This window comes from Kitasatospora sp. NPDC059088 (assembly GCF_042738155.1).
In the GTDB taxonomy this organism is placed as follows: Bacteria; Actinomycetota; Actinomycetes; order Streptomycetales; family Streptomycetaceae; genus Kitasatospora.
This window is the reverse complement of the sequence record NZ_JBHYGR010000002.1, coordinates 184,499-195,655: the sequence shown is the minus strand read 5'-3', so window position 1 is coordinate 195,655 and position 11,157 is coordinate 184,499. Positions and strand designations below refer to the sequence as shown.

Sequence of the window (11,157 nt, the reverse complement as noted above, 5' to 3'; positions counted from 1 at the left end):
GGGCGCGCCCCGGGGGGGGGGGTCGTGGGGGGGGGGGGGGGCGCGGGGCCCCCCCCCCCCGCCCGGCGGGGGGGGGCGGGGGGGGGGGGGGGCCGCCCCCCCGCGCCCCCCCCCCCCCTTGGCTTTCCCGGCCCCCCGCGCGCTCAGCAGTCCGTGCCGCCGGACTGCCGGGGCAGCGCCAGCGCCACGGTGTCCGCGAACTCCCGGACGGCGCTGGTCCGGCTGACCACCCGGCCGCTGTGCACCACCAGCCGGCTGTGCCCGCCCGCGAGCGCCCCGGCCAGGCTGTCCCCGCGCACCGCCAGCAGCTCCGCCGGGAACCCGGCGTCCACCCGCACCGGCGGCAGCCCGAGCGCCGCCCGGGCCTGGTTCGCCACCGCGTCGTACGCCGCGTCCGGGTCCAGCTCCCCGCTCGCCGCGAGCAGGTAGGCCGCCTCCAGCGGGTCGGCCCGGCCGACCGGGTTGGACGGGTCCCGCAGCGCTCCGCTGCCCGCCGCCAACGGCACCCGGGCCGCGGTCAACTCCCGTACCAGGCCTGGCCGGAGTCCGGCGGGGCGGCCCTCCAGGCCGGTGCAGCCGCCGTTCTGCGGCAGCCAGACCACCCGCACCCCGCTGGTCGCCAGCACGGTGGCCCCGCCGCGGGCCAGCGCCCCGCACGGCCCGAGCGTCACCCGAGGCCGCAGCGGTGCCAGGGCGCCCGTCAGGCGGGCGAGTTGGGTCGCGTCGGCGGCGGTGGTGTGCAGGTCCACCGGGCAGTCCGCCTCCCGGGCAGCCTCCAGCAGCAGTTGGACGTACCCGGCCGGGTCCGGGTCCAGCTCCGGGCAGCCGCCGGCCGCCGTGGCGCCCAGCTTGAGGGCCTCGCGCAGCTGGGTCCGCCCGTCCGCGCCGGCCCGGCCGGTGAGCAGTCGGGGCATCGCCACCGCCTGGAGTTCGGCCAGGCCGCGCAGCGCCTGGCGGGCGGTGAGCACCGCCTCCAGCTGGCGCAGCCCGTGCACGTCGCCGATCCGGACGTGGGTGCGCTGGGCGGTGGCGCCGTAGCCGAGCGAGGTGAGCGCGGCCTCGGTGATCCGGCGGGTGAGGTCGGCGGGGGTGTCCGGGGGCGGGGCGGGCAGGGCGGCGGAGAAGGCGCAGTCGTAGTGGGCGTGCGCCTCGGCGGGGGCGGGGAGCAGCAGGTAGCCCTTGAGGTCGATCCGGGCGCCGGTGGTGACGGTGGGGGCGCCGGGCAGGGCGGGCAGCGGGCCGAGGCTGCCGACGGTGCCGACCGCCTGGATCCGGTCGCCGCTGACCCGCACGTCCACCACCCGTCCGTCGGCCAGCCGGGCCCCGGTGAGCAGGAGGACCGGGCCGTGCCCGAGCGGGTTGGCCGCCGGGCCGGGGCCTGAGTGCGGCCCGTCGGCGGCTGCGCTGTCCATCGCCGGCTCCTTCTCGCGCTGGCCAGTGGGCCCGTGGGGGATCGGGCCGGTGCCCCGGCCAATGAGCGTCGAGCCTATGGCGCACGGGGGCGGGGCGCCGGGAGGCGGGCAATAGTCGTATCGGCTCGGGGCGTACGGCTCGTCGGCCGATCGAACGCCCGGCCTTGGATCGTCCGTCCGTGCACCTCGCCGACCTGCGGTCTTCGCCCCGGGATACGGATTTCACCTCTGGGCGCGGAACGTGTAATCTCTTCCTCGTTCGCCCCTATAGCTCAGTCGGTAGAGCGTCTCCATGGTAAGGAGAAGGTCTGCGGTTCGATTCCGCATGGGGGCTCTGGTGAAAGGCAGTTCGGCTTCGGCCGGGCCGCTGATCACTGTGGCGGTGTAGCTCAGTTGGTAGAGCAAGCGGCTCATAATCGCTGTGTCACCGGTTCAAGTCCGGTCACCGCTACCCCGCGTAGTCGGTCGGGAGATCGCACTCCCGGTCGGCTACTCTTGTTGTGTTCTTATTCGTTGTCCAAGGAAGGCACTCCCGTGGCTGCCACCGACGTCCGCCCGAAGATCACGCTGGCCTGCGTGGAGTGCAAGGAGCGGAACTACATCACCAAGAAGAACCGGCGTAACGACCCGGACCGTCTTGAGATGAAGAAGCACTGCCCCCGCTGCAACTCGCACACCGCGCACCGCGAGACCCGCTGACCCTGCTGCAGGGCGCCGGGCCTGTGTGATTCAGGTCTTCGACTCCGGGCCGTATCCCTCAACAGGGGATGCGGCCCGGAGTCTTTTTTCGTACCCGTCCGGGTATCCACCCGCGTTCCGAGGAGCTGCCGTGGCACTCGACCCCTCTTTCATCGGGCGTAGCTACCCGCCCACCGCCCCGTACGAGGTCGGCCGGGAGAAGATCCGCGAGTTCGCGGTCGCGATCGGGGACGCCAACCCGGCGTACACCGACGCGGAGGCCGCGAAGGCGCTGGGCCACCGGGACGTGATCGCCCCGCCGACCTTCCCGTTCGCGATCGCCTTCCAGGCGGCCGGCCAGGTCGTCGAGGACCCGGAGCTGGGGCTGGACTACAGCCGGGTGGTGCACGGCGACCAGAAGTTCCAGTACACCCGCCCGGTGCAGGCCGGCGACCGGCTGACGGTCGCGGTGACCATCGACAACATCAAGTCGCTGGCGGGCAACGACGTGCTCACCGTGCGTGGCGAGGTGGCGGACGAGATCGGCGAGCACGTGGTGACGGCGATCATGACGCTGGTGGCCCGGGCCGCCGACGAGGCGGGGGAGTGAGCGCGATGGCGATCAACTACGACGAGGTCGAGGTCGGCACCCAGCTGCCGGCCCAGTCCTTCCCGGTGACCCGCGCCACACTGGTGCAGTACGCGGGCGCCTCCGGTGACTTCAACCCGATCCACTGGAACGAGAAGTTCGCGCTGGAGGTCGGCCTGCCGGACGTCATCGCGCACGGCATGTTCACCATGGCCGAGGCGATCCGGGTGGTCACCGACTGGGTCGGCGACCCGGCCGCGGTGGTCGAGTACGGCGTCCGCTTCACCCGGCCGGTGCCGGTGCCGAACGACGGGGTCGGCGCGGTGATCGAGGTCTCCGCCAAGGTCGCCAAGAAGCTGGACGACCGCAAGGTCCAGGTCGACCTGCTGGCCACCTCGGGCGGCCAGAAGGTGCTGGGGATGTCCCGGGCGGTCGTCCGGCTCGCCTGAGGCCTTCGTCACTCCGACCGCCCCGGGGCCCGTTCGACGGGTTCCGGGGCGGTCGGGTTTTTTCGGTGCCGAGCCCTTGCCGAGATAGTGATTGGTCACTAACTTAGAGCCCATGGCGAAGACGAGCATGCGGATGAGCGCGGAGGAGCGACGCGAGAGCGTCGTCCGGGCCGCGATGATCGAGTTCGCCAGGAACGGCTACCGCGGGACGTCCACCGAGTCGATCGCCCGCCGGGTGGGCGTCTCACAGCCGTACCTGTTCCGGCTGTTCCCGGGCAAGCAGGCGATCTTCACGGCGGCCGCCGAGCGCTGCATCGAGGAGACCTGGAAGGTCTTCGACGTGGCGTCGGCCGGGCTGACCGGCGAGGAGGCCGCCGCGAAGATGTCCGAGGCGTACATGGGCCTGGTCGAGGACGGCGAGCAGCTGATGATGCAGATGCAGCTGTACGTCTCGGTGTTCGCCTCCCGGATGGCCGGTGAGGACGAGATCGGCGAGACCGCCCGGCGGCTGTGGGGGGAGCTGTTCGAGCGGGTGCGGGAGCGGGTCGGCGGCGACGTGCAGGGGACCACCGAGTTCTTCGCGTACGGGATGCTGATCAACGCCCTGGTGGCGCTGGGCTTCCCCCGGGAGCACCGGATCTGGGACGGCTTCGGCGAGCGCGAGGAGGCCGGGTAGCGGGTCGCGCGGCGCGGTCCGGGCGGCCCTCTTTTCGGCCCTCGAAAGTTAGTGATCAATAACTATCCGGGAAATCCTGGGGGGACGTTCATGACGGAGCACACAGCAGGAAGCGCGACCGGGGCCGAGGCGGCGGAGGCGGCCGAGGGGGCCGAGGTGGCGAAGGCGACCGGGGCCGAGGTGGCGGCCACGGAGCGCCCGGGCCTCGGCCGTACCGGCGTCTGGACCTTGGTGATCACCGCCCTCGCGGGCTTCATGGCCGCGCTGGACAACCTGGTCGTCACCACCGCGCTGCCCTCCATCCGCGAGGAGCTCGGCGGCGGGCTGTCCGACCTGGAGTGGACGGTCAGCGCCTACACCCTCTCCTTCGCCGTGCTGCTGATGTTCGGCGCGGCGCTCGGCGACCGCTTCGGCCGCCGCCGGATGTTCGTGATCGGGCTCACGCTCTTCACCGTCGGCTCGGCCGCGGCCGCGCTCTCGCCCGGCATCGGCGAGCTGATCGCCGCCCGTGCCCTCCAGGGCGTGGGGGCCGCGGTGGCGATGCCGCTCACCCTCACCCTGCTGACCGCCGCCGTCCCGGCGGCCAAGCGCGGGATGGCCTTCGGCATCTGGGCCGGTGTCAACGGCCTCGCCATCGCCACCGGACCGCTGGTCGGCGGCACCCTGACGGAGAACTTCTCCTGGCAGTGGATCTTCTGGGTGAACGTCCCGGTCGGCGTGGTCCTGGTGCCGCTGGCCGCCGTCAAGCTGCGCGAGAGCCGGGGCGCCAACCCGGCCCTGGACGCGGTCGGCACGGTGCTGGTGAGCCTCGGCCTGTTCGGCGTCGTGCTCGGCCTGATCCGCGGCAACCCGGACGGCTGGACCAGCCCGCTGGTGCTGGGCGCACTGGCCGGCGGCGTCCTGCTGCTGATCGCCTTCGTCCGGTACGAGCAGCGCGGCGCGAAGCACCCGATGCTCCCGATGCGGCTGTTCCGCAACCGGACCTTCACCGCCGTCAACGCCTCCGGCCTGCTGATGTCGCTCGGGATGTTCGGCTCGATCTTCCTGATCAGCCAGCACCTGCAGACCGTCGGCGGCTACACCCCGGAGGAGGCCGGCGTCCGGATGCTCCCGTGGACCGGGGTGGGGCTGATCGTCGCCCCGCTCGCCGGGATCCTGGCCGACCGGCTCGGCGGCCGCCCGATCGTGGTGCTCGGGCTGGTGCTGCAGGGCGTCGGCCTGGCGCTGTACGCGGCGATCAGCGCCGGACTCGGGCACTACGCGTACGGCCCGGTGGTGCCCGCCGTGGTGATGTGCGGGGTCGGCATGTCGATGTACTTCGCGCCGACCGCCGCCATGGTGATGGACAGCGTCCGGCCCGAGGAGCAGGGCATCGCCTCCGGCGCCAACAACGCGCTGCGCGAGGTCGGCGGCGCGCTCGGGGTGGCCGTGCTGGCGGCGGTCTTCTCGGAGCAGGGCGGGGACGGCTCGGCCGGGACCTTCGTCCACGCGATGGGGCCCGCGCTGTACGTCGGAGCCGCGGTGGTGCTGGCGGCCGGGGCCTGCGCGCTGCTGCTGCCGGGCCGGACGGCGAAGGCCGGGGCGGTGGTCGCCGGAGCGGTGGCCGCCGAGCAGTCCGCCGCGATCGAGCGGGCGGCGGACAACGAGGGCGTCGAGAGCATCCAGGGCGTCGAGAGCGTCGAGGGCGTCCAGGGCGCAGAGGAGGCCGTCCCGGCCGAGGCCTCGAAGGCCTGAACGGTGGGGTGCGGGTCACGGGGGCGGCCGAGCGGCCGCCCCCGTCCCCGTACGCTGGTGGGCGTGCTGGTAGAAAACGACGCCCCCCTCGCCCCGCTCACCACGCTCCGGCTCGGCGGCCCGGCCCGTCGGCTGGTCACCGCCCACACCGACGACGAGGTGATCGCCGCCGTCCGCGAGGCCGACGCGGCCGGTGAGCCGCTGCTGGTCCTCGGCGGCGGCTCCAACCTGGTGATCGGCGACGCCGGCTTCCCCGGCACGGTGCTGCGGGTCGCCACCACCGGGTTCGCCCTGGACGGCACTGTGCTGGAGCTGGCGGCCGGCGAGGTGTGGTCGGAGGCGGTCACCCGCGCGGTGCGCGAGCACGGCCTGGCCGGCATCGAGTTCCTGGCCGGCATCCCCGGCTCGGCCGGTGCCACCCCCGTGCAGAACGTCGGCGCGTACGGCCAGGAGGTGGCCCAGACCGTCACCGAGGTGGTCGCGTACGACCGCACGGCGGGCGAGGTGGTCACCCTCTCGAACGACGAGTGCGGGTTCTCCTACCGGCACAGCCGCTTCAAGGCCCGGCCGGACCGCTACGTGGTGCTGCGGGTGCGGTTCGCCCTGGCGGACCACGCGGGGCTCTCCACCCCGGTCAAGTACGCCGAGGTGGCCCGGCACTTCGGTGTCGAGCAGGGCGAGCGGGTGCCGCTGGGCGAGGCGTACGACGCGGTGCTGGGGCTGCGCTCCGGCAAGGGCATGGTGCTGGACCCGGCGGACCACGACACCTGGTCGGCCGGCTCCTTCTTCACCAACCCGGTGCTCACGGCGGCGCAGTACGAGTCCTTCCGCACCCGCCCGGGTGCCGAGGACGCCCCCGCCTACCCCGCCCCGGAGGGCTGCACCAAGACCTCGGCGGCCTGGCTGATCGACCGGGCGGGCTTCGCCAAGGGCTACGGCGACGGCCCGGCCACGCTCTCCACCAAGCACACCCTGGCGCTGACCAACCGCGGCGCGGCCACCGCCGAGGACCTGCTGGCCCTGGCCCGGGAGATCCGGGACGGGGTCCGCGAGGCCTTCGGGGTGGAGCTGGTGAACGAGCCCGTGATGGTGGGCGTCAAGCTCTGAGGCGTGTCCAGGGGCCCTGGCGGGCCCGTGTCCAGGGGCTCTAGCGGGCCGGGTGCCCGTCGACCAGCCAGGCGTCGATGTCCGCCAGCAGCTCCTTGCGGACGGCCTCCGGGGCGCACGAGCCGCGGACCGACTGCCGTGCCAGCTCGGCGAGTTCGGCGTCGGTGAAGCCCAGGGCGTCGCGGGCCAGGTCGTACTGGGCGACCAGCCGGCTGCCGAACAGCAGCGGGTCGTCCGCGCCGAGCGCCAGCGGCACCCCGGCGTCGAACAGCCGGCGCAGCGGTACCTCTTCCGGGTGTTCGTAGACGCCGAGCGAGACGTTGGAGGACGGGCAGACCTCGCAGGTGATCTGGCGGTCCGCCAGCCGGGCCATCAGCCGCGGGTCCTCGGCGGCCCGCACGCCGTGGCCGATCCGGCCGGCGCCCAGGTCGTCCAGGCAGTCCCGGACGGACTCCGGCCCGGCCAGCTCGCCGCCGTGCGGGGCGGCCAGCAGCCCGCCCTTGCGGGCGATCTCGAAGGCCCGGTCGAAGTCCCGGGCCAGGCCGCGGCGCTCGTCGTTGGAGAGGCCGAAGCCGACCACGCCGTGGTCGGTGTAGCGGACGGCGAGCCGGGCCAGCGTCCGGGCGTCCATCGGGGACCTCATCCGGTTCGCCGCGACCAGCACCCGGATGCCCACCCCGGTGGCCGCGGCGGCCTGCTCGACCGCGTCCAGGATCAGCTCCAGGGCGGGGATCAGCCCGCCCAGCCGGGGCGCGTAGGAGGTCGGGTCGACCTGGATCTCCAGCCAGCGGGAGCCCTCCCGCCGTTCGTCCTCGGCGGTCTCCAGGACCAGCCGGCGGATGTCCGACTCGTCCCGGAGCACCGAGCGGGCGGTGTCGTAGAGGCGCTGGAAGCGGAACCAGCCGCGCTCGTCGGTGGCGCGGAGCTTGGGCGGCTCGCCGGAGCTGAGCGCCTCCGGCAGGCGGACGCCGTGCTTGTCGGCCAGCTCCAGCAGGGTGGCGGGCCGCATCGAGCCGGTGAAGTGCAGGTGCAGGTGGGCCTTCGGGAGGCCCCTGACGTCTCGCGGGTTCAACAGGCGTTCCATTTTCCGATACTGCCGTATGAGGCCCCCAAACGGGAACCGCCCTCTTTCCGTCCCCCGAAGGGGTGAAAGAGGGCGGTGCGGCGGGTGAATCCGCCGTGTCCGGTTGACGTCGGACGTCAGTCGCGGGCCTCGCCGAGCAGCTTCTGGAGCCGGCTGATGCCCTCGACCAGGTCCTCGTCGCCGAGCGCGTAGGAGAACCGCAGGTAACCGGGGGTGCCGAAGGCCTCGCCCGGGACGGCGGCGACCTCGACCTCGTCCAGGATCAGACTCGCCAGCTCGGCGGAGGTCTGCGGACGCTGACCGCGGATCTCCTTGCCCAGCAGGCCCTTGACCGAGGGGTAGGCGTAGAAGGCGCCCTCGGGCTCGGGGCAGAGGACGCCGTCGATCTCGTTGAGCATCCGCACGATGGTCCGGCGGCGGCGGTCGAAGGCGGTGCGCATCTCGTGCACGGCGGACAGGTCGCCCGCGACGGCGGCGATCGCGGCGCGCTGGGCGACGTTGGAGACGTTGGAGGTGGCGTGCGACTGCAGGTTGGTCGCGGCCTTGATCACGTCCTTGGGGCCGATCACCCAGCCCACCCGCCAGCCGGTCATCGCGTAGGTCTTGGCCACGCCGTTGACCACGATGCACTTGTCGGCCAGCTCGGGCAGCAGGGCCGGCAGCGAGGTGAAGGTCGCGTCGCCGTAGACCAGGTGCTCGTAGATCTCGTCGGTGAGCACCCACAGGCCGTGCTCCAGCGCCCAGCGGCCGATCGCCTCGGCCTCGTCGCGGGTGTACACCGCGCCGGTCGGGTTGGAGGGCGAGACGAACAGCACCACCTTGGTGTTCTCGGTGCGGGCGGCCTCCAGCTGCTCGACCGAGACCTTGTAGCCGGTGGTCTCGTCGGCGACGACCTCCACCGGGACACCGCCGGCCAGCTGGATCGACTCCGGGTAGGTGGTCCAGTACGGGGCCGGGACGATGACCTCGTCGCCCGGGTCCAGGATCGCGGCGAAGGCCTCGTAGATGGCCTGCTTGCCGCCGTTGGTGACCAGCACCTGGGAGGCGTCCACCTGGTAGCCGGAGTCGCGCAGCGTCTTGGCGGCGATCGCGGCCTTGAGCTCGGGCAGTCCACCCGCCGGGGTGTAGCGGTGGTTCTTCGGGTCGCGGCAGGCCTCGACGGCCGCCTCGACGATGTAGTCCGGCGTCGGGAAGTCGGGCTCACCGGCACCGAAGCCGATCACCGGGCGGCCGGCGGCCTTGAGGGCCTTGGCCTTGGCGTCCACGGCGAGGGTCGCGGACTCGGCGATCGCACCGATCCGGGCGGAGACCCGGCGGTCGGCGGGGCGGAGGGACTGGTCGGGCTGCGGGGTGGAAGCGCTCATGCCTGCATCGTCGCAGAACCGGGACGGACCGGGCGTGGCGGTTCCAGTATCCGTACGGCCCCGTCCGCATCGCGGCCCCCGGCGATCCGCCGGTGTGCGCCCCGCCGGGCCGGACATCCGCCGGGCGGACGGTGGTCCCGGAAGAAGAGGTTCGACCAAACACCCCTCGACCACGTACACTCGCTGCTCGACGGCCCGCCGAAAAAGACCGGAGCTTTCACCGCCTGTACAGACAGCGGGGGGAGATGCGGTAGGTTGGTCGCCACCAGGGGCCGCGAGGTTCCGTAGGGCAATAGCTCAATTGGTAGAGCACCGGTCTCCAAAACCGGCGGTTGGGGGTTCGAGTCCCTCTTGCCCTGCTGCTTGATCCGCATTCAGCCCGTTCGCTCCACAGAGCGAGCGGGCTTGATGCGGAGAGGGCTCCGATCAGCACCGCTTAAGCCGACCGCTCGTGCCTGAAACGGGTACGCAGGTGATGTTCGGCCGGACCCGGATTCAGGTGAGGACGAGTGACGGAGACCACGGGCTCCACCGCAACGCCTGAGAGCGGCAACCCCGAGGGGACCGACGGCGCTGCCGAGACCGCTGCTGTCGAGGGCGACAAGACCTCCGGCAAGCAGAAGAAGTCCGGCAAGCGGGCCAAGAAGGGCCTCTTCGCGCGGATGGGCCTGTTCTACCGCCAGATCATCGCGGAGCTCCGCAAGGTCGTCTGGCCCACCCGGAGCGAGCTCACCAACTACACGGCGGTCGTGGTGACCTTCGTCGTGGTCGTGATGGGCTTCGTCTACGGCCTCGACTACGGCTTCGCCAAGCTGAGCCTCTTGGTCTTCGGCTGATCGAGCCCCCACCTCCGAACCACCTCCCGACCCGGGCCGAATCATCGGTCCGGGTCGAGCTGTCGGCGGCGGACGTACGCGCGCGTACCGTGGACTCGGTACTGTTGAAGTCTCCGAGACCTCTCCTGGCGACCGCGCGAGCGGCTGCGCGCCGGGCCGGTTCCGGAGCGCGCCACCTTCACCATCTCCAGGAAAGAAGCAGCCACCGTGTCTGAGTCCCCCCTGTACGACGCCGACGAGACCGTCCGCGAGGCGGATGTCGCCGCCGAGCTGGACGCGGCCGAGCTGGCTGTCGACGCAGAGTCCGCCGAGCAGGTCGTCGACGCCGTGGACAGCGACGAGGACGAGGTCGAGGCGTACGACGAGGCCGAGGCCGGCGAGCCCGCCGAGGAGGCCGCGCTGCACGTGGAGGTCGACGAGGAGCTCGCCGCCGAGGAGTCGGTGGACGAGGAGCCGGCCGAGGACGAGGACGCCGAGGCCGTCGAGGCGGAGGACGCCGAGGAGGAGGCCGAGGTCGAGGTCGACCCGGTCGCCAAGTTCCGCGAGGACCTGCGCTTCATGCCGGGCGAGTGGTACGTGATCCACACCTACGCGGGCTACGAGAACCGGGTCAAGCAGAACCTGGAGCAGCGCGCCGTCTCGCTGAACGTCGAGGAGTACATCTTCCAGGCCGAGGTGCCGCAGGAGGAGGTCGTCCAGATCAAGAACGGCGACCGCAAGACCATCCGGCAGAACAAGCTCCCCGGCTACGTCCTGGTCCGCATGGACCTCACCCCGGAGTCCTGGGGCGTCGTGCGCAACACCCCCGGTGTCACCGGCTTCGTGGGCAACGCCTACGACCCGTACCCGCTGACCCTGGACGAGGTCGTCAAGATGCTCGCCCCGGACGTCGAGCGCCAGGCGGCCAAGGAGGCCGGCAAGCCCTCCCCGGTCAAGCCGAGCGAGATCCAGGTCCTGGACTTCGAGGTCGGCGACTCGGTCACCGTCACCGACGGCCCGTTCGCGACCCTCCAGGCGACCATCAACGAGATCAACCCCGACTCGAAGAAGGTCAAGGGCCTGGTCGAGATCTTCGGCCGGGAGACCCCGGTCGAGCTCTCCTTCGACCAGATCCAGAAGAACTAGTCACACGGTCTTGGGCTTGGGGGGGGGGGGCGGCGGGCGCCGCCCCCCCACCAGGTTTGTGCCTCGGGGCGGGGCCGGGTGCGAGGGCTGTATTTTGTGGGTG

General features: G+C 72.5%; 11 protein-coding genes and 3 tRNA genes. 11 read left to right on the top strand and 3 right to left on the bottom strand.

What is annotated here, in order from left to right:
- Positions 1-143: 143 nt before the first annotated feature.
- Positions 144-1,412 carry a hydrolase gene (locus tag ACFWXO_RS01835; protein ID WP_380521308.1) on the bottom strand — a complete coding sequence of 423 codons (1,269 nt, stop codon included), beginning with the start codon at positions 1,410-1,412 and terminating at the stop codon, positions 144-146.
- A 261-nt stretch (positions 1,413-1,673) separates the two neighbouring features.
- Between ACFWXO_RS01835 and ACFWXO_RS01830 the strand changes: the two genes are divergently transcribed.
- The 8 genes from ACFWXO_RS01830 (at position 1,674) to ACFWXO_RS01795 (ending at position 6,645) form a co-directional block, all read left to right on the top strand.
- A tRNA-Thr gene (locus tag ACFWXO_RS01830) sits at positions 1,674-1,746 on the top strand.
- 44 nt (positions 1,747-1,790) lie between these two features.
- A tRNA-Met gene (locus tag ACFWXO_RS01825) sits at positions 1,791-1,863 on the top strand.
- 83 nt (positions 1,864-1,946) lie between these two features.
- A complete protein-coding gene (rpmG, locus tag ACFWXO_RS01820) occupies positions 1,947-2,111 on the top strand; it encodes a 50S ribosomal protein L33 (protein WP_006604855.1) in 165 nt (54 codons plus the stop codon).
- Between the two features lie 130 nt (positions 2,112-2,241).
- A complete protein-coding gene (locus ACFWXO_RS01815; protein WP_375881971.1) occupies positions 2,242-2,700 on the top strand; it encodes a MaoC family dehydratase N-terminal domain-containing protein in 459 nt (152 codons plus the stop codon).
- A 5-nt stretch (positions 2,701-2,705) separates the two neighbouring features.
- Complete coding sequence (locus ACFWXO_RS01810; protein ID WP_363427484.1) at positions 2,706-3,128, top strand: MaoC family dehydratase; 423 nt, start codon at positions 2,706-2,708, stop codon at positions 3,126-3,128.
- Between the two features lie 112 nt (positions 3,129-3,240).
- A complete protein-coding gene (locus tag ACFWXO_RS01805) occupies positions 3,241-3,804 on the top strand; it encodes a TetR/AcrR family transcriptional regulator (RefSeq protein WP_375881973.1) in 564 nt (187 codons plus the stop codon).
- A gap of 255 nt (positions 3,805-4,059) precedes the next feature.
- A complete protein-coding gene (locus ACFWXO_RS01800) occupies positions 4,060-5,538 on the top strand; it encodes an MFS transporter (RefSeq protein ID WP_380521332.1) in 1,479 nt (492 codons plus the stop codon).
- A gap of 63 nt (positions 5,539-5,601) precedes the next feature.
- Positions 5,602-6,645 carry a UDP-N-acetylmuramate dehydrogenase gene (locus ACFWXO_RS01795; protein ID WP_380521305.1) on the top strand — a complete coding sequence of 348 codons (1,044 nt, stop codon included), beginning with the start codon at positions 5,602-5,604 and terminating at the stop codon, positions 6,643-6,645.
- 40 nt (positions 6,646-6,685) lie between these two features.
- On the opposite strand, the gene ACFWXO_RS01790 is transcribed toward ACFWXO_RS01795, so the two are convergent.
- Positions 6,686-7,729, bottom strand: a complete 1,044-nt coding sequence (locus ACFWXO_RS01790) for an adenosine deaminase (RefSeq protein ID WP_375881976.1) — start codon at positions 7,727-7,729, stop codon at positions 6,686-6,688.
- A 116-nt stretch (positions 7,730-7,845) separates the two neighbouring features.
- Complete coding sequence (locus ACFWXO_RS01785; protein WP_375881979.1) at positions 7,846-9,093, bottom strand: pyridoxal phosphate-dependent aminotransferase; 1,248 nt, start codon at positions 9,091-9,093, stop codon at positions 7,846-7,848.
- Between the two features lie 286 nt (positions 9,094-9,379).
- Between ACFWXO_RS01785 and ACFWXO_RS01780 the strand changes: the two genes are divergently transcribed.
- The 3 genes from ACFWXO_RS01780 (at position 9,380) to nusG (ending at position 11,054) form a co-directional block, all read left to right on the top strand.
- Positions 9,380-9,452, top strand: a tRNA-Trp gene (locus ACFWXO_RS01780).
- Between the two features lie 150 nt (positions 9,453-9,602).
- Positions 9,603-9,929 carry a preprotein translocase subunit SecE gene (gene secE / locus ACFWXO_RS01775; RefSeq protein ID WP_360226154.1) on the top strand — a complete coding sequence of 109 codons (327 nt, stop codon included), beginning with the start codon at positions 9,603-9,605 and terminating at the stop codon, positions 9,927-9,929.
- 207 nt (positions 9,930-10,136) lie between these two features.
- Positions 10,137-11,054 (top strand): transcription termination/antitermination protein NusG, encoded by a 918-nt coding sequence (gene nusG, locus ACFWXO_RS01770; RefSeq protein WP_380398955.1) that lies wholly within the window; start codon positions 10,137-10,139, stop codon positions 11,052-11,054.
- The last annotated feature ends 103 nt before the right edge of the window (positions 11,055-11,157 follow it).

Excerpts from the sequence above, each read along its gene's own strand:
- ACFWXO_RS01835 (WP_380521308.1), bottom strand. The coding sequence starts at position 1,412 with ATGGACAGCGCAGCCGCCGACGGGCCGCACTCAGGCCCCGGCCCGGCG.
- ACFWXO_RS01810 (WP_363427484.1), top strand. The coding sequence starts at position 2,706 with ATGGCGATCAACTACGACGAGGTCGAGGTCGGCACCCAGCTGCCGGCC.
- ACFWXO_RS01805 (WP_375881973.1), top strand. The coding sequence starts at position 3,241 with ATGGCGAAGACGAGCATGCGGATGAGCGCGGAGGAGCGACGCGAGAGC.
- ACFWXO_RS01800 (WP_380521332.1), top strand. The coding sequence starts at position 4,060 with ATGGCCGCGCTGGACAACCTGGTCGTCACCACCGCGCTGCCCTCCATC.
- ACFWXO_RS01790 (WP_375881976.1), bottom strand. The coding sequence starts at position 7,729 with ATGGAACGCCTGTTGAACCCGCGAGACGTCAGGGGCCTCCCGAAGGCC.
- ACFWXO_RS01785 (WP_375881979.1), bottom strand. The coding sequence starts at position 9,093 with ATGAGCGCTTCCACCCCGCAGCCCGACCAGTCCCTCCGCCCCGCCGAC.